General features: G+C 70.7%; 23 protein-coding genes. 5 read left to right on the top strand and 18 right to left on the bottom strand.

All coding sequences use genetic code 11. From position 1 onward, the window contains the following. Window positions 1–201: 201 nt before the first annotated feature. From EPA99_RS08440 to EPA99_RS08460, 5 genes are all read right to left on the bottom strand, one after another. Window positions 202–1,236, bottom strand: a complete 1,035-nt coding sequence (locus tag EPA99_RS08440; RefSeq protein WP_129470791.1) for an NAD(P)H-dependent glycerol-3-phosphate dehydrogenase — start codon at window positions 1,234–1,236, stop codon at window positions 202–204. Window positions 1,237–1,291: 55 nt separating this feature from the next. After that, entirely contained in the window at window positions 1,292–1,807 is a 516-nt protein-coding gene (secB, locus tag EPA99_RS08445; RefSeq protein WP_129470792.1) for a protein-export chaperone SecB, read from the bottom strand. A gap of 131 nt (window positions 1,808–1,938) precedes the next feature. Then, on the bottom strand, window positions 1,939–2,376 hold the full coding sequence (locus EPA99_RS08450) for a rhodanese-like domain-containing protein (protein ID WP_129470793.1): 438 nt from the start codon (window positions 2,374–2,376) through the stop codon (window positions 1,939–1,941). A gap of 88 nt (window positions 2,377–2,464) precedes the next feature. Further along, a complete protein-coding gene (locus EPA99_RS08455; RefSeq protein WP_129470794.1) occupies window positions 2,465–2,905 on the bottom strand; it encodes a hypothetical protein in 441 nt (146 codons plus the stop codon). A 9-nt stretch (window positions 2,906–2,914) separates the two neighbouring features. Then, the gene (locus EPA99_RS08460) at window positions 2,915–3,400 is read right to left on the bottom strand and encodes a YiiD C-terminal domain-containing protein (RefSeq protein ID WP_425479188.1); all 486 of its coding nucleotides are present in this window, start codon (window positions 3,398–3,400) and stop codon (window positions 2,915–2,917) included. Between EPA99_RS08460 and EPA99_RS08465 the strand changes: the two genes are divergently transcribed. From EPA99_RS08465 to EPA99_RS08475, 3 genes are all read left to right on the top strand, one after another. Then, window positions 3,389–4,147, top strand: coding sequence for a uroporphyrinogen-III synthase (locus EPA99_RS08465; RefSeq protein WP_129470795.1), 759 nt, complete (start codon window positions 3,389–3,391; stop codon window positions 4,145–4,147). The genes EPA99_RS08460 and EPA99_RS08465 overlap by 12 nt on opposite strands. A 66-nt stretch (window positions 4,148–4,213) precedes the next feature. Continuing rightward, entirely contained in the window at window positions 4,214–5,215 is a 1,002-nt protein-coding gene (locus tag EPA99_RS08470) for a uroporphyrinogen-III C-methyltransferase (RefSeq protein ID WP_129470796.1), read from the top strand. Then, window positions 5,212–6,468 carry a heme biosynthesis protein HemY gene (locus tag EPA99_RS08475; RefSeq protein ID WP_129470797.1) on the top strand — a complete coding sequence of 419 codons (1,257 nt, stop codon included), beginning with the start codon at window positions 5,212–5,214 and terminating at the stop codon, window positions 6,466–6,468. The genes EPA99_RS08470 and EPA99_RS08475 overlap by 4 nt, the downstream gene beginning before the upstream one ends. Window positions 6,469–6,625: 157 nt before the next feature. Here EPA99_RS08475 and EPA99_RS08480 read toward each other — a convergent pair whose 3' ends face one another. Beyond that, window positions 6,626–7,903 (bottom strand): acetyl-CoA C-acetyltransferase, encoded by a 1,278-nt coding sequence (locus tag EPA99_RS08480; protein ID WP_129470798.1) that lies wholly within the window; start codon window positions 7,901–7,903, stop codon window positions 6,626–6,628. 145 nt (window positions 7,904–8,048) lie between these two features. Here EPA99_RS08480 and EPA99_RS08485 point away from each other — a divergent pair, with 145 nt between their 5' ends. Then, the gene (locus EPA99_RS08485) at window positions 8,049–8,939 is read left to right on the top strand and encodes a hypothetical protein (RefSeq protein WP_241688328.1); all 891 of its coding nucleotides are present in this window, start codon (window positions 8,049–8,051) and stop codon (window positions 8,937–8,939) included. Window positions 8,940–9,088: 149 nt separating this feature from the next. Here EPA99_RS08485 and EPA99_RS08490 read toward each other — a convergent pair whose 3' ends face one another. The 7 genes from EPA99_RS08490 to glnA form a co-directional block, all read right to left on the bottom strand. Then, window positions 9,089–9,709 (bottom strand): superoxide dismutase family protein, encoded by a 621-nt coding sequence (locus tag EPA99_RS08490; RefSeq protein WP_129470799.1) that lies wholly within the window; start codon window positions 9,707–9,709, stop codon window positions 9,089–9,091. A gap of 32 nt (window positions 9,710–9,741) precedes the next feature. After that, the gene (locus tag EPA99_RS08495) at window positions 9,742–10,356 is read right to left on the bottom strand and encodes a superoxide dismutase family protein (protein WP_129470800.1); all 615 of its coding nucleotides are present in this window, start codon (window positions 10,354–10,356) and stop codon (window positions 9,742–9,744) included. A gap of 117 nt (window positions 10,357–10,473) precedes the next feature. Beyond that, window positions 10,474–11,922 carry a nitrogen regulation protein NR(I) gene (gene ntrC, locus EPA99_RS08500; protein ID WP_129470801.1) on the bottom strand — a complete coding sequence of 483 codons (1,449 nt, stop codon included), beginning with the start codon at window positions 11,920–11,922 and terminating at the stop codon, window positions 10,474–10,476. Then, window positions 11,912–12,991, bottom strand: coding sequence for a two-component system sensor histidine kinase NtrB (locus EPA99_RS08505; protein ID WP_241688329.1), 1,080 nt, complete (start codon window positions 12,989–12,991; stop codon window positions 11,912–11,914). The genes ntrC and EPA99_RS08505 overlap by 11 nt, the downstream gene beginning before the upstream one ends. Before the next feature lie 37 nt (window positions 12,992–13,028). Further along, window positions 13,029–14,468, bottom strand: a complete 1,440-nt coding sequence (locus EPA99_RS08510; RefSeq protein WP_129470802.1) for an ammonium transporter — start codon at window positions 14,466–14,468, stop codon at window positions 13,029–13,031. 19 nt (window positions 14,469–14,487) lie between these two features. Continuing rightward, window positions 14,488–14,826: a P-II family nitrogen regulator gene (locus EPA99_RS08515; RefSeq protein ID WP_129470803.1), complete on the bottom strand. Its 339-nt coding sequence runs from the start codon at window positions 14,824–14,826 to the stop codon at window positions 14,488–14,490. Window positions 14,827–15,168: 342 nt separating this feature from the next. Beyond that, window positions 15,169–16,578, bottom strand: a complete 1,410-nt coding sequence (gene glnA, locus EPA99_RS08520) for a type I glutamate--ammonia ligase (protein WP_129470804.1) — start codon at window positions 16,576–16,578, stop codon at window positions 15,169–15,171. Between the two features lie 210 nt (window positions 16,579–16,788). On the opposite strand from glnA, the gene EPA99_RS08525 reads away from it, so the two are divergent. Then, complete coding sequence (locus EPA99_RS08525) at window positions 16,789–17,583, top strand: undecaprenyl-diphosphate phosphatase (protein ID WP_129470805.1); 795 nt, start codon at window positions 16,789–16,791, stop codon at window positions 17,581–17,583. A gap of 131 nt (window positions 17,584–17,714) precedes the next feature. On the opposite strand, the gene EPA99_RS08530 is transcribed toward EPA99_RS08525, so the two are convergent. The 5 genes from EPA99_RS08530 to EPA99_RS08550 all read right to left on the bottom strand — a co-directional run bounded on the left by EPA99_RS08530 (window position 17,715) and on the right by EPA99_RS08550 (window position 22,886). Then, window positions 17,715–18,338, bottom strand: a complete 624-nt coding sequence (locus tag EPA99_RS08530) for a YbhB/YbcL family Raf kinase inhibitor-like protein (protein WP_129470806.1) — start codon at window positions 18,336–18,338, stop codon at window positions 17,715–17,717. Window positions 18,339–18,400: 62 nt separating this feature from the next. Next, window positions 18,401–20,467, bottom strand: a complete 2,067-nt coding sequence (locus EPA99_RS08535) for a tetratricopeptide repeat protein (RefSeq protein WP_129470807.1) — start codon at window positions 20,465–20,467, stop codon at window positions 18,401–18,403. A gap of 68 nt (window positions 20,468–20,535) precedes the next feature. After that, complete coding sequence (locus EPA99_RS08540) at window positions 20,536–21,576, bottom strand: YheT family hydrolase (protein WP_129470808.1); 1,041 nt, start codon at window positions 21,574–21,576, stop codon at window positions 20,536–20,538. A 2-nt stretch (window positions 21,577–21,578) separates the two neighbouring features. After that, on the bottom strand, window positions 21,579–22,373 hold the full coding sequence (locus EPA99_RS08545) for a lysophospholipid acyltransferase family protein (RefSeq protein ID WP_129470809.1): 795 nt from the start codon (window positions 22,371–22,373) through the stop codon (window positions 21,579–21,581). Between the two features lie 87 nt (window positions 22,374–22,460). Next, the gene (locus EPA99_RS08550) at window positions 22,461–22,886 is read right to left on the bottom strand and encodes a hotdog fold thioesterase (protein WP_129470810.1); all 426 of its coding nucleotides are present in this window, start codon (window positions 22,884–22,886) and stop codon (window positions 22,461–22,463) included. Window positions 22,887–22,899 lie beyond the last annotated feature (13 nt).

Raw genomic sequence — 22,899 nt, forward strand, 5'->3', positions numbered from 1 at the left:
TTCAGCCGCGAAGGGGCCTTCCCGGGAAAGCCTCTTCGCGGCTGAAGCCGCTCCCACAAAGGCCTGCTCATACGAAGATGAGCTGACCGCGGGAAAACGACGAGCAAGCGATGGAGCGCTACGCCTCCGACGTGGCAACACGCACCCCCGCAAGCCCTCCCAGCGGCAGCAGAAGCCTCGTGCTCCGCCTTGGCCCCACGATCAGACGCGATCGCGGAACAGCGTCTCCGGGTACTCGGGCTTCTGCTCGCGCGCCAGCAGCTGCTGCAGGCCCTCGGCCGGCGTCATGCGCCCATGCAGGACGTCGCGCACGGCGCTGGAGATCGGCAGGTCGATGCCCTCGCGCTCGGCCGCGCGCATGACCTCGTCGGCGGTCTGCACCGACTCGACCACCTGGCCGATCTCGCGCACCGCATCGGCCAGCGCCTGGCCGCGTCCCAGGGCCAGGCCCAGTCGACGGTTGCGCGAGAGATCGCCGGTGCAGGTCAGCACCAGATCGCCCAGCCCGGCCAGGCCCATCAGCGTTTCCGGACGCGCGCCGATGGCCGCAGCCAGCCGCAGCATCTCGTTGAGCCCGCGGGTGATCAGGCCGGCCCGGGCATTGAGCCCCAGCTCCATGCCGTCGGCCACGCCGGTGGCCACCGCCAGCACGTTCTTCATCGCGCCCCCCAGCTCCGCGCCGACCATGTCCTCGCCGGTATAGGCGCGGAAGGCCGGGCCATGCAGCACCTCGGCCACCACCTGGGCGAACTCGGGATGGTTGCCATGAACGGTCAGGGCGGTCGGCAGGCCCTGGGCGACTTCCTTGGCGAAGGACGGCCCGGTGACCACGGCCAGCGGCACGTCCTCGCCCAGCAGCTCCTGCGCCACTTCGTGCAGGAAGCGCCCGGAGCCGGGCTCGAAGCCCTTGGTCGCCCAGGCCACGCCCACGTCCTGGCCACGCAGCGGCGCCAGCGCACGCAGCGTCTCGTTGAAGGCATGCGAGGGCACCACCACCAGGATCATGTCCGCATCGGCCATGGCCTGGGCCAGGTCGGTGGTGGCGGTCAGGGTATCGGGCAGGGCGATGCCCGGCAGGTAGCGCGTGTTCTCGTGCAGGGTGTTGAGGTCCGCGGCGATCTTTTCGTCGCGGCCCCACAGCACGGTGCGATGCCCATGCCGCGCCATCAGCGCGGCCAGGGCGGTTCCCCAGGATCCCGCCCCAAGGACGGCGATCTTGGACGGTGCATGGCTCATGCGTCACCTCCCGTCATTGAAATCGAACCGGAGGCGCTTGGCTGGCACATCCGCATCAAGCGTTGCCGGCGGGTTCCGAATTGGCCAGGGCGGCTTCGCCCTGCGCGGCGCGCTGGCGCAGCGTCTCGGCATACAGGCCTTCGAAGTTGATCGGCTGCAGGAAGAACGGCGGGAAGCCACCGGCCTGGATCAGGTCGCTCAACAGCTGGCGCACGTACGGGAACAGGATGCTCGGGCACTGCGTGCCCAGCAGCGCGTCGATGGTCTGCGGCTCCAGGCCGACCAGGCCGAACACGCCGGCCTGCTGCACTTCGGCCACGTAGGCGGTCTTCTCGCCGGCCTTGCAGGTCAGGGTCACGCCCAGCACCACTTCGAAGGCGTTCTCGTTCAGGCGCTGCACGCGCTGGTTGAGGTTGAGGTTGAGCTCGGGTGCGACGTTGTCCGAGAAGATCCCCGGGGCGCCCGGCACTTCGAAGGACACGTCCTTGACGTAGATCTTCTCGACCGTGAAGGCCTGCTGGGTGCCGGCCTCGGCGGGGACGGCGGCGCCGTTGGTGGTCTCGTCGGACATGCGGGTGCTCCCTTTTCCTGAATATGTGAAAACGATTGTGAAAAGATGGGGTGGCGACGCGCCATCCCCGTTTCAAGGCCTGTCTGGGCGTGCCCCGACCGACCAGTACCTGTCTGCGCCGGTGCCCCGGGTCAGTTGCGACCCTTGACCAACGGCAGTTCGGCCTGCTGCCAGGCGGCGATGCCACCCTCCAGCACATGCACCTTGGCGAACCCAGCCTTCTTCAGCTTGGCCGCGGCCGTGCCGGCGCTGGTGCCGCTGCGGCAGACCAGCACCACCGGGCGCTCCTTGGCGTTGGCCACCAGCTTGTGCTCGGGCCCGAACTGCGCGGCCTGGGCATGGCGGCTGCCGGCGATGTGCCCCTTCTCGAAGTCGGCCTGCGCCGACAGGTCCACCACCACCGGGTCCTCGCGATTGATCAGCGCGGTCAGCTCGGCCGGGCGCAGGCCCTTGTAGCCTCGGAACAGCCGGGCGATCTCGGTCACGATCAGGGCGATGGTCAGGCCCACCAGGGCCAGGGACAGCATGGGCGTGCTTTCGGCGAACGCCTTCAATTCTTCGAATGTCACAAGCTGCAGTTACGCGGACGATAAGACGTGGATTGTCGCATAGCCGCCGGGCCGGTGGCGCCCGCCGCCGCGCGGCGAGCCGCCCGCCTCATTCGCCGTCCCACAGGTCCGGCAGCCCGTCGGCCACCCACCAGCGCTTGGCCGCCTCGTCGTAGCGCCAGCGTTCGCGGTGGCGCACGCTGCGCTCGGCCATGGTGTTGCGGTTGATCACGCGGATCTCCACCAGGCGCACCGCCTCGGTACGGCCGTCGGAGGTGGTGCCCAGGTCGCGATAGCCAGCGATCTGCACCTGGCCGTAGCGCGCCAGCACGAAATCGGTCAGCGGGTGCGCCTGCCGGTACTCGGGGTCGACCAACTGCCAGGCCTGTTCGAACTCCCCCCAGCGGATGGCCTGGGCATAGGCGCTCTGCAGCTCGACCAACTGCTTGCCGCGGCGGTTGCCCAGGGCCTGTGCCTGCAGGGCCAGGACCAGCAGGCACAGCGCGCACAGCCAGCGCGCGGCGGAAGCGGAACGCAGGATCCGGTGCATGGGCAGGTCCTAGCTGGCGAAGGCGGCGTAGCGGGCGCGCATCTCGGTGGCCGGTTGCCCGTCCGGCAGCGGCACCTGCATGGACAGCTCGATGCGGGCGCGGCCGCGCTGGCGGAAGGTGGACAGGAACCTGGACCAGTCCTGGCCCTGGGCCAGCTGCGACTCGGCCTGCAGGTCGCTGCGCAGCGGCGCCAGGTACCTGACCTGGCTGTCGGCCACGTAGACCTCGGCCCCTTCCAGCCCGGCCGCATGCAGCTGCAGCGTCACCAGGCCCCAGCCGGCCACGGTCATCAGCGAGACCAGGCTGCCGCCGAAGGCCGAGCCCTTGTCGTTGACGTTCACCGACAGCGGCGCGGCCAGCACCAGCTTGCCGGCGACGTAGCGCTCCACCGCCACGCCCATCGCCACCACCGGTGGCATCCGCGACAACAGCGCTTTCAGACGCGCCGAACCGTTGCCGGGCTCATCGACCATAATCTTGGAATGCAGGCTCATGCGCCCGAATGGTACGTCATCTCCCTGCGCCCCCACGGTGCCCACGCCGGGATCGCCCGTGCTGCACGGCGGCACGGCGCAGGGGTGATCGCGCTGTCGCCATGGACGCTGGTGGGCAACCCCGACCCGCTGGCCAGGACCGCGCTGGCGCAGGCGCTGGCCTGCGAGGCGACGGTGTTCACCAGCCCGGCCGCGGTGCGCTTCGCCGCCGCCCTGGACAGTCCCTTGGAGTGCCGCTGCGCGGTGGCGGTCGGCGCCGGTTCCCGGGCGGCGCTGCGGCGCGCCGGGGTGAGCCAGGCGCAGGCTCCGACGCGGATGGACAGCGAAGGCGTGCTCGCCCTGCCGGCGCTGCAACAGGCCAGGCGCGTGGGCCTGGTGACCGCGCCCGGTGGCCGCGAGCTGATCGCCACGGCTTTGCAGGCGCGCGGCATCCAGCTGGTCCGCGCCGAGGTCTACCGGCGCGCGCCCATCGCGCTGTCCCCGCGCGCCAGGCAACGGCTGACGCTGCTGGCGGGCACGCCGACCTGTCTGCTGGCCAGCAGTGCGCAGGCGCTGGAACAGGTGCTAGAACAGCTGACGCTGGGCGAACAGCAGCAGCTCCAAGCCCTGCCCGTGGTGGCCTCCAGCGCGCGCCTGGCCGAGCAGGCGCACGCCCTGGGATTCGCGCGTTCGCGCATCGCCCAGGGCCCCCGCCCCGGGCCATTGCTCGATGCCGCCGCGCATTGGCGCTCACAGGGCTTCCGATAACATTCGGCAGCCGGTCCACACCGGTCTGAAATCCCCCCGACAGGACGCAGGAACAGCGTGAACGCGATGTCCGATCTCCACGAGGCTCCCCCACGCGGTCGCGGCCGCGCGGGGTGGCTGATCCTGCTGCTGGCGCTGGCCGGGCTGGTCGCGGTCGGCATCTGGTTGTGGCGCAGCCAGCAGGCACGCGAGCTGGCCGCGCGCACCGAGACCGAACAGCAACTGCAGGCCCTGACCGCGCGCGTGGATGCGCTGCGCAGCGGCCAGCGCGCGCAGGCCTCGCGCCTGCAGGAAGCGGCCACCACCAACCGCGTGCTGCGCGACGAACTGCTGGGCCTGACCCAGCGCAGCGCGCTGCTGGAAGACAACGTCTCCAGGCTGGCCGACTCCACCCGCCAGGGCGCCCAGGCCCTGCGCCTGGACGAGACCGAACTGATGCTCACCCTGGGGCAGCAACGCCTGGCCGTGGCCGGCGACGTGACCGGCGCGCAGCGGGCCTACGCCCTGGCCGCGCGCGTGCTCGATGGCATCGACGACCCGCGCCTGCTCAACGTGCGCCAAGCCCTGCAGCAAGAGCGCGCCGCGCTCGACACCCTGGGGGGCGGTCCGCGCCAGCAGCTGGGCCGGCAGCTCAAGGCCATCGCCGGCCAGCTGGACCGCCTGCCGCTGCAGGCGCCCAAGCCCGGCGCCGACACCCTGCCGCTGTGGCAGAGCCTGCTCTCGCCGCTGGTGCAGATCCGTCCGGCCGCCGGCAACGCCACCCTGCAGCCGGCCAACCGCCTGGCGGCGCGGGCCGCGCTGGACCTGGAGCTGGCCCTGGCCCGCACCGCGCTGGAACGCGGTGATGCCGAAGGCTTCCGCGGTGCCCTGCAGCGCGCCGGCCGCTGGCTGCCGCGCCTGTGGCTGGACTCGCCGCAGCGCTCCAGCGTCGAACGTGCGCTGGCGCAGCTGGCCAGGCAACCCTTGCAGTTGGACATGCCGCTGCTGGGCAGCACGCTGGAGCAGCTGCACGTGCTGCGCGGCGGACAGCGCCCCACCTCCCCCGCGCCGACGGAGCCACGCCAATGAAGGGACTACGCAGCCTGATCCTGATGCTGGTCCTGCTGCTGGCCGGGGTGGCGGCCGCGCAGTGGCTGGCCAGCGAGCATGCCGGCGACCTGGGCCAGGTGCTGATCCGTGCCGGCGGCTACGACATCAGCGCCAGCCTGCCCGGCGCGGTCATCGCCCTGCTGCTGGCCGCGCTGCTGCTGTGGCTGCTGGTCCAGCTGCTGGCCTTGCCGTTCCGGGCCTGGGGCCGGCATCGCCGCAAGCGCGCACGGGCGCGCCTGGTCGAGGGCCTGGAGCTGTTGCACGGCGGCCACTGGCAGCGCGCGGGCAAACTGCTCGAACGCGCGGCCGAGGATGCCGACGTGGCGACCGTGGCGCGCCTGGGCGCCATCCGCGCGGCCGACGGCCGCGGCGAGGCCGCCGCCGCCCAGGCGCAGCTGTCGGTCCTGGAGACGCACAACCCGGCCGCCGCCGCGCTGATGCGCGCCGAACGCGCCCTGGCCGCCGGCCAGCCCGAGACGGCCATCGCCGCCCTGGATGCGACGGCCGCCCAGCCCCTGCCACCGCGCGGCCTGGTCCTGCGCAGCCAGGCCCTGGCACTGGCCGGTCGCGCCGGCGAGGCCTACGGCCTGCTCGGCCCGATGCGCCAGCAGCAGGCGCACCCCAGTGCGCGTCTGCCGGAGGAGGAACGGCGTCTGGCAACGGCCGCGCTGCTGGAAGCGGACGACGCCAACCTGCTGGCCGAGCGCTGGGAAGCCCTGCCCAAGCCCTTGCGCGCCGATGCCGCCGTGGTCTCGGCCTATGCCGAACGCGCCGCCGCGCTGCGCTGGGACGACGCGGCCACCCACAGCCTGGAGCACGCGATCGAATCGCAGTGGGACGAGGGCCTGGTCGCCCAGTACGGACGCCTGACGGTGGACAAGCTCGACTCGCGCCGGGCCAGCGCTCAGCGCTGGCTGCAGCAGCACCCGGACAGCCCGGCGCTGCTGCTCACCCTGGCCCGCCTGGCGCGCCTGCAGGGCCAGTGGCCGCAGGCGCAGGACTTCCTGCACCGCGCCCTGCGCCAGGGCGCGGGCAGCGAGGCCTGGGAAGAACTCGGCCACGGCCATGCCAGTGCCGGCGAGGACCTGCTGGCCCGGCGCAGCTACGCCAACGCCCTGGCCGCCCGCCGCGGCGAAGCCGTGCAGCCGCTGGAAGACAGCGCAGCGCCACCCGAGGAGGTCGGCGTCATTGTCGAACGCGACGCACACGGACTGCCGCGGCTGCGCGAGTAGCACCCCGCCTCCACGCGGGAGCCCTCAAGCTTGGTGGTACGAAACCGGTCGCGTCGGCAGGCTGGCCAGACACGTAGGGCGGATCGCGATCCGCCACCGCAGGATGTCAGCGCCGACACCGCCTCATGCGCAAGCGCCACATCCGCGCCATGGCGCCCTAGCGCTCGACGATGGCCACCACGCCCATGCCGCCGGCGGTGCAGATGGACACCAGTGCGCGGCCGCCGCCGCGTTCGGCCAGCTGCTTGGCGGCCGTGGCGATCACGCGCCCGCCGGTGGCCGCGAACGGATGACCCGTGGCCAGCGAAGACCCGTTGGGATTGATCTTGGCCGGGTCGATGCGCCCCATCGGCGCGGCCAGGCCCAGGCGGTCGCGGCAATAGTCCTCGCTCTCCCAGGCGCGCAGGGTGCACAGCACCTGGGCGGCGAAGGCCTCGTGGATCTCGTACAGGTCGAAGTCCTGCAGGGTCAGCCCGTGGCGGGCCAGCATCTGCGGCACGGCCACGGTGGGCGCCATCAGCAGGCCCTCGCCGTGGACGAAATCCACCGCCGCGACCTGCGCATCCTTCAGGTAGGCCAGCGGCGTGTGCCCATGCGCGGTGGCCCACTCATCGCTGGCCAGCAGCACCGCCGAGGCGCCATCGGTCAGCGGCGTGGAGTTGGCCGCGGTCAGGGTGCCGCGGCCGGAGACCTTGTCGAAGGCCGGCTTCAGCGTGGCCAGCTTCTCCAGCGAAGTGTCCGCGCGCAGGATGTTGTCGCGGGCCACGCCCCGGAACGGCGCGATCAGGTCGTCGAAGAAGCCGCGCTCGTAGGCGGCGGCCAGCTTGTGGTGCGAGGACACCGCCCAGGCGTCCTGCGAGTCGCGCGAGATGCTCCACTCCTTGGCCATGTCCTCGCAGTGCTCGCCCATCGACTTGCCGGTGCGGGGTTCGGCCACGCCCGGGAACTCGGGCTTGAGCTCGCCCAGCTTGAAACCCTTGAACGCCGCCAGGCGCTCCTTGGGCGTCTTGCCGCGGTTGGCGGCCAGCAGGCGTCCGCGGAAGCCCTTGCCGTAGACGATCGGCACGTCCGAGGTCGAATCCGAACCGCCGCCGATGCCCGAATCGATCTGCCCCAGCGCGATCTTGTTGGCGATGTGGATGATGGTGTCCAGGCTGGTGCCGCAGGCGCGCTGCAGGGTGATGCCCGGGGTCAGCGCCGACAGCCCGGAGGACAGGGCGGCCTCGCGGCCCAGGTTCCAGTCCGAGGAATGCTTGATCACCGCGCCCATGGCCACCTCGCCCAGCACCTGGCCGTGCAGGCCGAAGCGCTCGACCAGCGCCCCCAGCGTGCGCACCGACATGCCCAGGTTGCCCACGTCCGAGTACGCCGTGTTCTGGCGGCAGAACGGGATGCGGACACCCCCAAGAATGGCGACGGGACGTGCTGCGGGCATGGACGACCTCTTGTCGGGGGTGCGGTGGGGCGATGGAGCAGGGACGTGTGAAACGTTGGGAAAACCGTGCGCCGGCGTACGCGGCATAATCAGTGTAATGCCGCCCCTGTGGTGGGCCAACCGCACAATGCGCACATTGGTGAACGTGAGTACGACGACGCAAGCACAAAGCCAGCCATTCAACGGCCTGTTGGCCCTGGAGCTCACCGGTGGCAACGCCCCGACACGGGCGGCGCTGAGCCAGCACCAGGCCGGTGAACTGGCCGCACGCATGGCGCGCGACCTGGCCCAGCTGGTGCCGCAGGTCGCGCAACTGGACCTGGTGTTGTTCGCCGCGCACTTTGATCCGGCCGAGGTCCTGCGCCCGGGCTGGTCGCTGCACCGGCGCCTGCACGAGCTGCAGCAGCGCGCGCCAGGGCGCGAGGAGGGCCCGCGTGTGATCGCCTTCGGCGGCGGTGAGGACGGGCAGGTGCCGCTGCCGCTGCGCAGCGATGCGGACCTGGCCGGTGGCGCGCTGCGGGTGCTGCCGTTCCAGCTGATCGGCCCGGCCGAGGTGGTCGACCAGGTGGCGCAGGCCTGCGAAAGCGTGCTGCTGGAGCGCGGCATGGCCCAGGCCGACACCGCGCTGATGGCTCAGCAGGGCTTCGGTGCGGAGATCGAACACGCCCGCTACCTCACCCTGCACGACCTGGCCGCGATGATGGCCATGCAGTACGAGCACCAGGGCCTGGCGCCGCTGTGGCCGGTGATCGAGACCGCGCTGCTGGCCCCGCAGGAAGAACAGTGGCTGGACGCGCCCCCCGAGCCGCTGTTGCGCTACGCCGAGGGCGAGGTACGCATCGCCCTGCTGGACGCGGCGGCCTGGCAGGCGCGCAACGCGCCGGGCACCGACGACCATGAACGCCTGGCGCGCCAGTACGAATACTTCCTGGCCCGCCAGCGGCAGCTGGCCGCGGTGCTGGAAGCCCACGGCATCCCGGTGACCTTCGCGCACTGCCCCAGCGCCGACGACGTCTGCGCCCAGCTGAGCGCCTGAGCCGGGCGCACGCAGCCCCGACAGACAGCACAAAGCAGAAAGCCGCGGGTCGCCCCGCGGCTTTCTTCGTTTCGCACCACCGGCGGCCGTCGTGCTGCCCGCCCCTGCCGCGCGGTGCGCAGGCAAGGACGAGGCGGCCGGCCCGGTGCTTACTTCACCGCTTCGATCACCGCGCAGGCCAGGCGGCCGCCGGCGTTACCGGTGGGCTGGGTCTTGTAGTCGTCCGGGTCGGCGTGGACGATCAACCCCTTGCCGACGATGTCGAAGGCATCGCCCTTGCCGATGTTGACGTTGCTGGACAGCATGCCGTCCACGGTGGCCTTGCCTTCGGCATCGGCGGTGACGTTGTCCATGTCGCCGCCATGGTGCGGTTCGGCGCTGACCTGGCCATGGTCGGTGGTGGCCGGGTTGAAGTGGCCGCCGGCGCTGGAACCGTCCGGGGCACTGCAGTCGCCCTTCTCGTGGATGTGGAAGCCATGCTTGGAATTGGGCGCCAGGCCGGTGATGTTGCCGGTGACGTGGACCATGTTGTCCATGGTCATGAAGCTGAGCTCGCCGGCCACGGCATTGCCCTCGGTGGCCTTCAACGTGGCCTTGGCCGTGCCGCTGGCGGCCGGGGCGGCGGTTCCTGCCGGCGCCATGGGCGGTGCTTCGGTGCCGGCGGCCGGTGCGGTCGCCGCAGGCGCGGTGGCTTCCGGCTCGGCCGGCTTGCTGCAGGCGGCCAGGGCCAGGGCGGTGGTCAGGAACAGGGTCGAATGGATCAGGCGCATGGAGAACTCCTTGCTGTGGTGTGTGGGTGGGATCAGCGGGTCGCAGGCGCCGCGGTGGGCAGCGGCTGCTGGTGGGTGATGCGGATCACGCCGCAGGCCACGCGCGCGCCGGAGTTGCCGGCCGGCTGGCTGCGGTAGTCGTCGGGGGCGGCATGCACCACCAGCGCACGGCCGGCGATGTCGGTGTTGGGTGGGCCGCCAAGGCTGACATCGCGCAGGACCACGTCCACGCGCGCCACCCCGTCCAGGTCGGCGATCAGGTTGTCCAGGTCGCCGGCATGGTGTGGGCCGGTCTTGGCATTGCCGTGCGGCTGGCCGGTGGGATTGAAGTGCGCCCCGGCGCTGCCGGCATCCACGCTGCTGCAGTCGCCGCGCTCGTGGACGTGGAAGCCGGCGCGACCGCTCTTGGGCAGGCCACCGACCTCACCCAGCAGGCGCACGCCACCGGCCACCGGGGTCAACACGATCTTGCCGCTGACCAGGCTGCCGGAGGCCGAGGCGAGCACGGCCTGGGCCTCGCGTACGTCCACCCGCGGCGCGGGCGGCGCCGGCGGCGGCGCGGGGGCGGGCGGTGGCGCGCTGCTGCAGGCCGCCATGGCCACGGCGATCAACATGGACAGGGCGCTGGCCGGACCCCACGACTTCATCTGCGACTCCAAAGACATCGCGCTCAAGCTAGACAGCCCTCCGTTCAGGTGCCATGAAATGTGGCATGGCCGAGCCCAAGGAACCAGCGGGCGTGGCGGGCGCTCAACGCGCTACGGTCACTTTGCTCCAGGCGCGCTGCGCTGCCGGCGACGTCCCGGCCCCAGCTTGCGGGTGATGGTGTTGCGGCCCAGGCCCAGCTTGGCCGCGGCCTCGGCGCGCCTGCCGTGGGTAAAGTGCAGGGCCGCCTCCAGCAGCACCTGGTCCAGGGTCTCGCGCGCCTCGGCGTGCACGCCCTCGGCGCCTTCGGCCAGGCGGCCCTGCGCCCACTGCGCCAGCAGCGCCGGCCAATCCTGCGACTGCCCACCGCTACGGCGGCCGCTCTGAGACAAGGCCTGCTCCACGTCCAAGGTGGTGATGGTCTCGGCCGGCGCCAGGGCGGCCAGGCGCCAGCACACGTTCTCCAGCTGGCGCACGTTGCCCGGCCAGTCGTAGGCGCGCAGGGCATCGCGCGCGGACGGGGCAAAGCGCTTGGCCGAGGCGCCGAGCTTGCGCGAGGCCATCGCCAGGAAAGTCTCGGCCAGCTGCGGCACGTCGGCGCGACGGTCGCGCAGCGGCGGCAGCTGCAGGCGCACCACATCCAGGCGGTGCATCAGGTCGGCGCGGAAGCGGCCTTCGGCCACCAGCGTCTCCAGGTCCTGGTGGGTGGCGGCGACCACGCGCACGTCCACCCGGATCAGCTCGCGGCCGCCGACGCGGAAGAACTCGTTTTCCGCCAGCACGCGCAGCAGCCGCGTCTGCAGCGGCAGCGGCATGTCGCCGATCTCGTCCAGGAACAGGGTGCCGCCATCGGCCTGCTCGAAGCGGCCGATGTGCCGGCGCTGGGCGCCGGTGAAGGCACCGGCCTCATGGCCGAACAGTTCGCTTTCCAGCAGCTCGGACGGAATGGCGGCAGTGTTGAGCGCGACGAAGGGTTTGCGCGCGCGCGGGGACTCGTTGTGCAGGGCGCGCGCGACCAGCTCCTTGCCGGTGCCGGTCTCGCCGGTGACCAGCACCGACAGCGGCGCCTGCGCCAGCCGGCCGATGGCGCGGAACAGGGCGCGCATGGCCGGGGTGTCGCCGATCAGCTCGGGTGTGCCGTGGCCGGCCGCGTCCACCGCCTCGGCCGCCGCGCCCTCGTCCGCATGGACGCTGGGCAGGGTGCGCGCGGCCAGCGCCACCGCATCGTCCAGGTCGAAGGGCTTGGACAGGAATTCCTGGGCACCGCCGCGGAAGGCCCCGGCGGTGCTGGCCACGTCGGTGTAGGCCGACATCACGATCACCGGCAGCGACGGATGCGCGGCCTTGAGCTTATCCAGCAACACCAGGCCGTCATCGCCGGGCATGCGCACGTCGGTGAACAACAGGTCCGGCACGCCGCGCAGGTCGATGGCCTGCAGCGCGGCGGCGGCCGAATCGAAGCCGTCCACCGAGTAGCCCGCATCGCGCAGCGCGGTGGCCAGCACGAAGCGCACCGAGCGGTCGTCATCGACCACCCACACGCGCTGGAGATGGGGCTCAGTGGGCACGGTGCGCCTCTCCGGTCTCGGCCGGCGACTGCGGCAGCAGCAGGGTGAAGACGGTGTGGCCCGGGCGCGACTTGAAGGTCAGCGAGCCGCGGTGCTCGCGCGCGACCTGCTGCGCCAGCGCCAGGCCCAGGCCACTGCCTTCGGCGCGCCCGGACACCAGCGGCAGGAACAGGTGCTCGGCCAGCTCCTCCGGAACGCCGCGGCCGTCGTCGATGATTTCCAGGCGCAGGGTCAACGGGTGCAGGCGGTCGTGGATGCGCTGGCCGTGTTCGATGCGGGTGCGCAGCGTCACCACCGAGGCGCCGGCCTGCAGCGCATTGCCCACCAGGTTCCACACCGCCTGCACCAGCCGGTCCGGATCGCCGGTGATCTCCGGCAGGCTGGGGTCGTAGTCCCGGCGCAGGCGCGCGGTCGGTGCGCGCTCGGATTCGGCCAGGCGCAGCACCCGCTCCAGCACCGCGTGGATGTTGAGCACGGTGTGGGCGCGCTGCGGCGCCGGCGAGAGCAGGCGGTCCAGCAGCGCGGCCAGGCGCTCGGCCTCCGATTCGATCAGCCCGATCAGCTCGCGCTCGGCCTCGTAGTCGCTGCGTTGCTGCCCGCGCTTGGACAGCAGCTGGGCCGCGCCCTTCAGCCCGGCCAGCGGATTGCGGATCTCGTGGGCCAGCCCGCGCAGGGCCGCCGACAGCGCCGCCGGCAGCACCTGGGCCGGATCCAGCGCGGGAAACTCGTCGGCCGGATGCGCCTCCAGCAGCCAGCCGCCGTGGTCCATGCGCGAGAGCCAGCCTTCGGCAAAGCGCGGCGCCTCGCCCGGCACGCCCAGCGAGACGCGGTGAAGGCGCAGCAGGTCACGATCCGTGTTGTCCATGAAACGCGCCATGGCCGTGCCATCCATTTCCAGTGCCGCCAGCGATTGCCCCAGCAGACGCCGCGGGCTGATCCCCAGCCAGCGCGCGAAGGCGGGATTGGCGCCGAGAATGGCGCCTGCCGTATCGGTCCAGACCACCGGCGTGCTCAGCGCATCGGCGGTGGGTTCCCGGATCATCGGCGCGTGCGAGCTGGGCGCAGTCATTGCACCATCTTAGTGCAAAGCCTGCGCCCTGCCCTGCTCAGGCCTCGTAGGCCGATTCACCATGCGAGGTGATGTCCAGGCCCTCGCGCTCGGCGTCCTCGCTCACGCGCAGGCCGAACACCACGCGGGCCACGGTGAAGCCCACGGCCGAGACGATGCCGATCCAGACCACCGAGATGCCTACGCTCAAGGCCTGGACGCCCAGCTGGTGGGCCATGTCGAAGTCGGCCGCGCCGGTTCCGCCCAGGCTGGGCGCATGGAACACGCCGGTCAGCAGTGCGCCGACGATGCCGCCCAGGCCATGCACGCCGAACACGTCCAGGCTGTCGTCGGCGCCCAGCATGCGCTTGAGGCCGTTCACCCCCCACACGCACACCACGCCGGCCACCGCGCCGATCACGATCGCGCCCAGCGGGCCGACCAGGCCGGCTGCCGGGGTGATGCCGACCAGGCCGGCGACCATGCCCGAGGCCACGCCCAGGGCCGAGGACTTGCCGCGGGTCATCCGCTCGGTCAGCGACCAGCCCAGCACGCCGGCGGCCGTGGCCAGCATGGTGTTGAGGAAGGCCAGGGCCGCCGAGGAAGTGGCTTCCAGCGCCGAGCCGGCGTTGAAGCCGAACCAGCCCACCCACAGCAGCGAGGCGCCGACGAAGGTCATGGTGACGTTGTGCGGCTTGATCGCCTCGCGGCCGAAGCCCAGGCGCTTGCCCACAAAGTACGACCCCACCAGGCCGGCGATGCCGGCATTGATGTGCACCACGGTGCCGCCGGCGAAATCCAGCGCGCCGTCCTCGAACAGGTAGCCACCGGTGGCCCAGACCATGTGCGCCAGCGGCAGGTAGCCGAAGGTGAACCAGATCACCGCGAACAGCAGCACGGCGGCGAACTTCACGCGTTCGGCGAAGGCGCCAACCACCAGCGCGCCGGTGATCCCGGCGAAGGTGGCCTGGAAGCCGACGAACACGTACTCCGGCAGGCTCACGCCCTTGGTGAAGGTCGCCGCCAGGGTGTCCACCGACACGCCCTTGAGAAAGGCCTTGTCCAGATTGCCGACCCAGGCGCCCTCACCGGAAAACGCCAGCGAATAGCCGTAGGCCACCCACAGGATCACCAGCAGCGAGAACACGGTGGCCACCTGGATCAGGATCGACAGCACGTTCTTGGCGCGCACCATGCCGCCGTAGAACAGGGCCAGGCCCGGGACCACCATCATCAGCACCAGCAGCGTGGAGGTGAGCATCCAGGCCACGTCGCCCTTTTCCACAACCGGAGCCGCTTCGGCCTGCGGGGCGGCCACCGCGGCCGATTCGGCGGCCGGCGGCTGCAGCGCCTCAGTGGTGACCGTTTCGCTGGGCAGGGGCTGGGTGATGGCCTCCTGCGCTTGCAGGCTGCCGAAGACCGACAGCAACGCCAGGAGCAACAACAGACCTGCAGTATGCAACCGGGCCATGCGCCCGGGGATGAGAGCCGTCTTCATGTGGGGGGAGCTCCAAGGGTTAGAGCGCGTCGGCGCCGACTTCGCCGGTGCGGATGCGGATGACCTGGTCGATGGTGGTCACGAAGATCTTGCCGTCGCCGATCTTGCCGGTGCCGGCGGCCTGCTGGATGGCCTCGATGACCGCGTCCAGGCGCTCTTCGGTCACCACGGTCTCGATCTTGATCTTGGGCAGGAAATCCACGACGTACTCGGCGCCGCGATACAGCTCGGTATGCCCTTTCTGCCGACCGAAGCCCTTGACCTCGGTGACGGTGATACCCGACACGCCCGACTGCGAGAGCGCCTCGCGGACTTCGTCGAGCTTGAATGGACGGATGATGGCGGTGATCAGTTTCATGCACGTTCCCCGGGTGATGGAGGAACCGGACAGCCATGCCGTCCGGTCACTCGGGCACCGCATCGCAAGGCGACGCGGGCAACAACGGATGGGAGCACCCGGTTTCCGCAAGGCCGACCGCGATGCCGCGGCAGCGAATGGAACCTTGGCCGGTGGCGGATCACGGGCGCTCGATGGTTTCCCCAGTACGACAGACGGCGGGACGGCCTGCACCGCCAGCCGCCGGCCCTGCCCCGCGAAGCCTTGCGGGGAGGGTGCGGCGATGGCAGCAGCGGGAGGGGAGGACCGCTGCCATCGCCGCGATTGCACGATCTGCGGCCCGGCGGGCCGCAAGGCGACGCATCAGATCGCGTAGTACAGCTGGTACTCCAGCGGGTGGGTCGCGGCACGGAACTTGGTCACTTCCTGCATCTTCAGCGCGATGTAGGCATCGATGAAGTCATCGCTCATCACGCCACCGGCCTTGAGGAACTCGCGGTCCTTGTCCAGCGCTTCCAGCGCCTGGTCCAGCGAGGAGCAGACCTGCGGGATCAGCTTCTCTTCTTCCGGCGGCAGGTCGTACAGGTCCTTGTCGCTGGGCGCGCCCGGGTCGATCTGGTTCTTGATGCCGTCCAGGCCGGCCATCATCAGCGCGGTGAAGGTCAGGTAGCCGGACTGGATCGGGTCGGGGAAGCGCATCTCGATGCGGCGGGCCTTGGGGCTGTTGACCCACGGGATTCGGCAAGACGCGGAGCGGTTGCGCGCCGAGTAGGCCAGCATCACCGGCGCCTCGAAGCCCGGCACCAGGCGCTTGTAGCTGTTGGTGCCCGAGTTGGTGAACGCGTTGATCGCCTTGGCGTGCTTGAAGATGCCGCCGATGTACCACAGCGCCAGCTGCGACAGGCCGCCGTAGCCATCGCCGGCGAACAGGTTCTCGCCGCCCTTCCACAGCGACTGGTGCACGTGCATGCCGCTGCCGTTGTCGCCGACGATGGGCTTGGGCATGAAGGTGGCGGTCTTGCCGTTGCGGAAGGCCACGTTCTTGATGATGTACTTGGTGGTCAGCAGCTCGTCGGCCTTCTTCACCAGCGAGTTGAACACCGTGCCGATCTCGCACTGGCCGGCGGTGGCCACCTCGTGGTGGTGCACCTCGGTGCGCACGCCGGCCTCTTCCAGGGTCTTGACCATCTCGGCGCGCAGGTCGTGCAGCGAGTCGGTCGGCGGCACCGGGAAGTAGCCGCCCTTGACCGCCGGACGGTAGCCGCTGTTGCCGCTGTCGTACTCGGTGCCGGTGTTCCAGGCGCCTTCCTCCGAGTCGATCTTGAAGAAGGTGTGGCCCATCTCGTTGCCGAAACGGACCGAGTCGAAGATGAAGAATTCCGGCTCCGGGCCGAAGTAGGCCACATCGGCCAGGTCGGCCGACTTCAGGTAGGCCTCGGCGCGCTTGGCGATGCCGCGCGGGTCGCGCGAGTAGCTCTGCATCGTGGCCGGCTCGAGGATGTCACAGGTCAGCACGATGGTCGGATCGGCGTAGAACGGGTCCAGGTAGGCGGTGTCCGCGTCGGGCAGCAGCACCATGTCCGATTCGTTGATGCCCTTCCAGCCGGCGATGGAGCTGCCGTCGAACATCTTGCCTTCTTCGAACAGCGACGGCTCGACGATGCTGACGGGGAAGGTGATGTGCTGCTGCACGCCGCGCATGTCAACGAATCGCAGGTCGACGAACTCGGCCTTGGAATCCTTGATCAGCTTTTCCACGTTCTCCACGGACATCTGCAAACCTCGGTTGGGGTGTAAGGATGAACCTGACTTCGCAAGCGCCGTGCCAAGCCCGTTCGCGCCTAAGTCACTGTTTTTTCATCCGACCTTCACGCGAAACTTGAGCGTAAAGCACCTCATTGGGGTGAACGAATCCATTACGCACCATGCTGGTGCTCACGGTCGTCCCGTATCCTGTTGCGCCCCATCGCACCCTGAGATTCCATGTCCGAGCTGCTCGCAGCCCTGCTTCTAGGCATCCTTGAAGGCCTGACCGAATTCCTGCCGATCTCCAGCACCGGACACCTGCTGATCGCCCAGCATTGGCTGCCGCGGCAGACGGACTTCTTCAACATCATCATCCAGGCCGGCGCGATCATCGCGGTGACCCTGGTGTTCCGGCAGCGCCTGTGGGCGCTGGCCACCGGCTGGAACGACCCGGTCCAGCGCGACTACCTGTTCAAGCTCGGCACCGCCTTCCTGGTCACCGCGGTGGTCGGCCTAATCGTGCGCAAGCTGGGCTGGGAACTGCCCGAGACGGTGACGCCGGTGGCCTGGGCGCTGATCATCGGCGGCTGCTGGATGATCGTGGCCGAGCGCATCGCCGAGCGCCGCGGCGAGATCGCCACGGTGAGCTGGAAGGTCGCCGTGCTGGTGGGCCTGGCGCAGGTGGTGGCCGGCGTATTTCCCGGCACCTCGCGCTCGGCGGCGGCGATCTTCGTGGCCATGCTGGCCGGCACCAGCCGCCGCGCCTCGGCGACCGAGTTCGTGTTCCTGGTCGGCATCCCGACCATGTTCGCCGCCAGTGGCTACACCTTCCTGGAGCTGGCCAAGGACGGGCAACTGGGCCAGGTCGACTGGGCGGCGGTGGCCGTGGCCTTCCTGGCTTCGGCCGTCACCGGCTTCATCGTGGTGCGCTGGCTGCTGGGCTTCATCAAGTCCCACCGCTATACCGGCTTTGCGGTCTACCGCATCGTGCTGGGCGCGGCCTTGCTGCTGTTCCTGCCCAGCGGCGCGTAATGGGTTGAGGAGTGAGCGGAGAGGAGTGAGGAGTGAGTGGAAGCCGCTCTCACAGATGAGTCCGTGAGGAGTCAGGCGCGAGGCTTCTGCCTTCGCTCACTCCTCACTCCTCTCCACTCACTCCTGCCTCGTCATTCCCGCGGCAATACCGCCTGATCATTCAGCGTATAGGTGCCCCAGGTCACCGCCTGGCCCAGCACATGGCCTTCGATCGCGCCCAGCAGGTCCTTGGCCTCGAACGGCTCTGGCAGGTCCAGGGTCTCCACATCCAGCGCGAAGACGTGGAAGTAGTAACGGTGCACGCGCAGGTCGTTGGACGGCGGGTACGGGCCGTCGTAGCCCAGGTACTGGCCCTTGAGCTCGTCGCTGCCGGCGAAGAAGCTGGTGTAGTCGTTGATGCCCTGGCCGCTGCCGGTCGGCCCCTTCGGCGCGGTCTTGCCCTTGGCCACGAAGCCGTCGCTGCAGCTGCCGGCGGCGATCTCGGTGACCTCGGCGGGAATATTGGCCATGGCCCAGTGCACGAACTCGGTGCGCGCCTGCTCCAGGGGGATCTGCACGTCGTCGCGGCCGATCAGCTCCGGCTCGGTCGGCACGTCCGGGTCGATGACGACGATGGCGAACGAGCGGGTGCCCGCCGGCACGTCGGCCCAGGCCAGGTGCGGGTTGCGATTACCGGCAAAGCCCTTGGCGTCGCCGCCGGCGAACTCGGCCGGGATCGGCTGGCCGTCGGAGAAACTGTCACTGTGGATGCGCATGCAACGAACTCCTGGTGGTGGTGAATGAAACGCGGCACGCTGCCCAGCATGCGCGCAAGAGGTTACGCCGCCGCATAGCCCAGGCGCGCGGCGATGGGCGACAGGCGGTCGAACGGCCCGGCCAGCGCCGCGGCGTACTGGCGCCAGTGCCCGGCGGCCAAGCGCGGCGGTCCGACGTTGACCGGCACCCGCATCTGCGTGCCCAGGGCCTGGCTCACGGCCACGGCCGCCAGCTGCGGATCATGGCCGATGGCGTCGGTGCGGATGAGGCGATGGGGAAACAGCGCCTGCTCGTGCACGTCGGCCACCTGCTCCAGCGCGCGCGCCAGCCAGTCAGCGGCCTGCTCCAGCGGGGGGAAGGCAAAGGGCAGCACCGAACTGAAGGCCAGCCACTCCAGCAGCATGTCGCGCGGGTCGCGGATGGCGAACACGAGCAGGGCTTCGGGCAAATGCGGACGCAGCACCTGCAACAGCGCGTTGTCCCACCACATCAGCCAGTCGATGCAGTAGCCGTCGGCCCGGCCGCGCGCCTGCAGCGCCCCACGCCAGCGGTTGGCCACGGCGGCCGCGTCGATGCTGCCATCGGACAGCCCCTGGACCAGCTGGAAGCTCTGGAAGCCATCGGCTGGCGGGGTGGCGCCGAAGCGATCGCCACGGAACGGCTCGCCGGCCGCCTGCATCACCGCGGCCAGGCGCTCCACGCCCGAACCGGGCGCGCCGCACAGGAACAGCACCTTGGGCCCTTCCTCGCTGCGTGCGGCGGCGGCTTGCCAGTCCTGGCGCGGCGCACTCTGCGGCGGCAGCGGCGCGCGCTGGGTGGCCAGCTCGGCCTGCAGCGCCGTCCAGGCTTCCACGGCACGGGCGAAATCGCCGGCACGGTCATGGCTCAGGCCCAGCATCCCGCGCAGGAAGTAGCGCGACTGCTGCGAGGCATCGGCGTCCAGCCAGGTCTCGATCTGCGCCACCGCCTCGGCCGGGTCGCGCTTCAGGCGCGTGTCCAGCAGCTGCATGCGCGCGTCGGGGTGCTCCGGTGCCAGCTCGAGGATGCGCCAGGCGGTGGCGTCGGCCTCATCGACCTGGCCGGCCTCCTGCTGATGCAGCATCCGCACCTCCAGTGGCAGGGTGGAGGACGGCATCGCCCGTTGCCAGCGCTCGACGATGGCCAGGCGGGCCTCGCGATCGGCCTCGATCACCATGCGCGCCTCCCACAGGTCGGCCGAGTCGCTGGTGGTGGCCAGCGCCGCCTCCAGGGTGCCGGGCGCCTCGTCCTGGCGGCCCAGCCGGCGCCAGGCGTCCAGCAGCGCCTGCAAGGTCGGGCGATGCCCGGGCGCGCCGGCCAGCGCCTGCCGCAGCAGCGGCAGGGCCTGCTCGACCTGGCCGGCATCCATGCGCAGGCCACCGGCCAGGCGCAACAGCGCCGGCGTGGCCTGGGTGCTGTCGGCCAGCAGCGGCTCCAGCAGGTCCGCCGCCTCGTCCAGGCGCCCCTGCCGCGCGACCAGCTCGGCCAGCAGGATGCGCAGGTGGCGGGCCTCGGGCAGCTGCTCCAGCAGGCGCCGGAAGGCCTGCTCGGCGAAGGCCAGGTGGCCCTTGGCGCGATAGGCGAAGCCGGCGGCGTACTGCAGCTGGGCATCGTCCGGCGCCTGCTTCAGGCCGTCGGTGGCCTTGCGCAGGGCCAGGTCATGCTCCTGCCTGGCCAGCGCCACCAGGCTCTGGATGCCGGCAAGCTGCGGGTGCCGCTCGTCCACGCGCGCGGCCAGTCGGGCCTGGCGGTCGGCTTCGGCGACATCGCCGCGGGCGAAGGCCAGCTGCGCCTGCAGCAGGTAGGCGCCGATCTGGTTGGGATTGAGCTGGCTGGCCTCGCTCAGCGCGGACTGGGCCTGTTCGACCTGGCGTTGCCGCACCAGCAGCGCCGCGCGGATCAGATGCAGGTCCGGGTCTTGCGGCGCCAGCACGATGGCGCGGTCGATGCTGACCGTGGCCGCCTGGTCATCGCCCTTCTGCTGCCAGGCCACGGCCAGCCAGCGATGCGCGGCGGCATCCTCCGGCGCGCGGAACACCCAATCGCGCGCGACATTGAGCGCTTCGTCAGTCGCCTGGCGCCGCAGCGCGTCAATGATGCTGTCTTGCATGGATCGCACACCGGTGGAAACGGACTAGTTTACCGGCAGGTCCGAAGGCGGCGCGCCGCGTCGCGGGGTCAGCGCTGGGTCAGGCGGTGGGTGACCCAGCGCTCGCCGAAGCCATCGCACTGGGCGTTCTCGATGAAGCCGCAGTGCCCGCCCCAGCGCGCGATCTCCAGCTGCGCGCATTCGGGCAGCTGCCAGTGCCGGAAATGCTCGAACGGAATCACCGGGTCGTCCTGCGCCATCAGGATATGCGCGGGCACCGACAGCGCGGCCAGGCGATCGCCGGCGATGGAATAGCCATCCAGATACGCGTCCAGGGTGCCGTACTCGGTCTCGTGCTCGACCATCCAGCGCGTCATCTCGCGCACGTTGAGCGCCAGCACGCTGTCGTCGTACACGTGGCGCTCGGGGAACAGCGCGCGCTTGCGCTCCAGCGAGCGCCGCCACTTGCGCTGGAAGTACCAGTGGTACAGCGGCAGGCCCTGCTCCATGCCCAGCAGCGTGGCCATCGGGTCCATCACCGGGCACACCGCGGCCACCCGCTGCAGCGGCAGGCCGACCACTTGCGCGTTCAAGGCCACGCGCAGGGCGAAGTTGCCGCCCAGCGAATAGCCGGCCAGCACCAGCGGGCGGTGGGGGAAGGTGCCGGCCACGTCCACGCAGGCGTAAAGCACCTCGGCCAGCCGGCAGGAATGGAAGATGTCCTCGTTGAGGTGATGGGTCTGGCCGTGGTCGCGGAAGTTCAGCCGCACCACCTCGTAGCCGGCCTCCAGCAGGCTGGCGCAGGTCATGCGCATGTAGCTCGATTCGGTGCTGCCCTCCCAGCCATGCAGCAGGATGGCCAGCCCCTGCACGGCCATCCCCGGCACCTGGCTGTGCCAGCCCTGCAGGCGCACGCCATCGCCGCCATCGAAGATGTGCTCGCGATGGACCGCGCCCAGCGCCTGCAGCCGCTGCAGGCCGCGGCGGCGACGCAGCTCGCTGGAGCTCAGGATCGACTGCAGGTGGGCGTTGCGCAGCCAGCGTGGCGGGCAGTAATCCGAGGCACGCGGAACCTCGTCCGCGCCCGGGGTGGGCGTGGGCTGCAGCGCGGTTGCGCGAAAGCCCAGCATGCTCAGCCGGCCATCGCCGCGATGATGCGCGCGCGCGCGGTGTCGGCCATGCGCCGGCGTCCCTCGGTATCGGCCGCGGTCACCGGCGGCAGGAACACCACCGTGGTCTCGCGCGCCGGCTCGCCCAGCAGGCGCAGGAAGTTCGCGAAGAAGCTCTCGCGCGGGCCGAAGGCCACCACCGACTGCGCGCTGGCGCCGGCGCCGTAGATCAGCGCCACCGGCTGCACCGGCACGCCCGCCTCCACCGCCGGCTGGAAGATGCGCGCATGGAAGGGACCGACCTCGCTGCCGTCGCGGGTACGGCCTTCGGGGAACACCCCAACCGGACGCCCTTCGCGCAGGCGCTGCACCATCGCGCCCATCACCCCATCGAGCGATTCGGTGCTGCCACGCTGGTGGAAGATGGTCTCCCCGCGCACCGCCAGCCAGCCGATCACCGGCCAGCTGCGGATCTCGCGCTTGGCCACGAAACCCATCATCCGGCGACTGTGCAGCAGGGTGATGTCCACCCAGCTGACGTGATTGGCCACGAACATCACCGCGCCCGGCAGCGGCTGGCCCACCTGGCGCAGGCGGAAGCCGAAGATGCGCATCAGCGCGGTGGACCAACGCTGCACGCTCCAGGCCTTGAGCGTGGTGCCGGCCACGGGCAGGCCCGCCCACACCGGCACCATGGTCAGCAGGAGCAGGGGGAGCATCACCAGGACGTGCACCAGCAGCAGGGGGACGCGCGTCAGATAGCGCAACGTCCGTCCCGGCGCGCTGCTGGCGGGGACGGAGCGGGCGGGGGAATTCATGCCGGCACGATACCGGAACGTTACAACCCTGCGCCATATCCGCCCCCGCTGGTACGGCAATGGTCCGCTACCCCGGATGGCAGGCATTCACCCCTGGCGTGGGACCACCGCCAGCGTCAGCCGCGACACGCACACCAGCTGTCCGGCCTCATTCTCGATGCGGATCTCCCACAGCTGCGTGCTGCGGCCCAGGTGCAAGGCGCGCGCGGTCCCGGTCACCGTGCCGCTGCGCACGCCGCGGACGTGGTTGGCATTGACCTCCAGCCCGACCACGCCATGGGTGGCCGGGTCCACGCACAGCCCGCCACCGATACTGCCCAGCGTCTCGGCCAGCACCACCGAGGCGCCACCGTGCAGCAGGCCGAACGGCTGGTGCGTGCGCGCGTCCACCGGCATGGTGCCGCGGATCCAGTCATCGCCCACCTCGGTCAGGCGGATGCCGATGTGGCCGACGATGCTGTTGGCCGACATCGCGTTGACCGCATCCAGGTCGACGGGGCGGTGGAAGATCATGCGGTCTCCTTGC

It is taken from the genome of Pseudoxanthomonas composti, from assembly GCF_004122095.1.
Lineage (GTDB): Bacteria > Pseudomonadota > Gammaproteobacteria > Xanthomonadales > Xanthomonadaceae > Pseudoxanthomonas_A > Pseudoxanthomonas_A composti.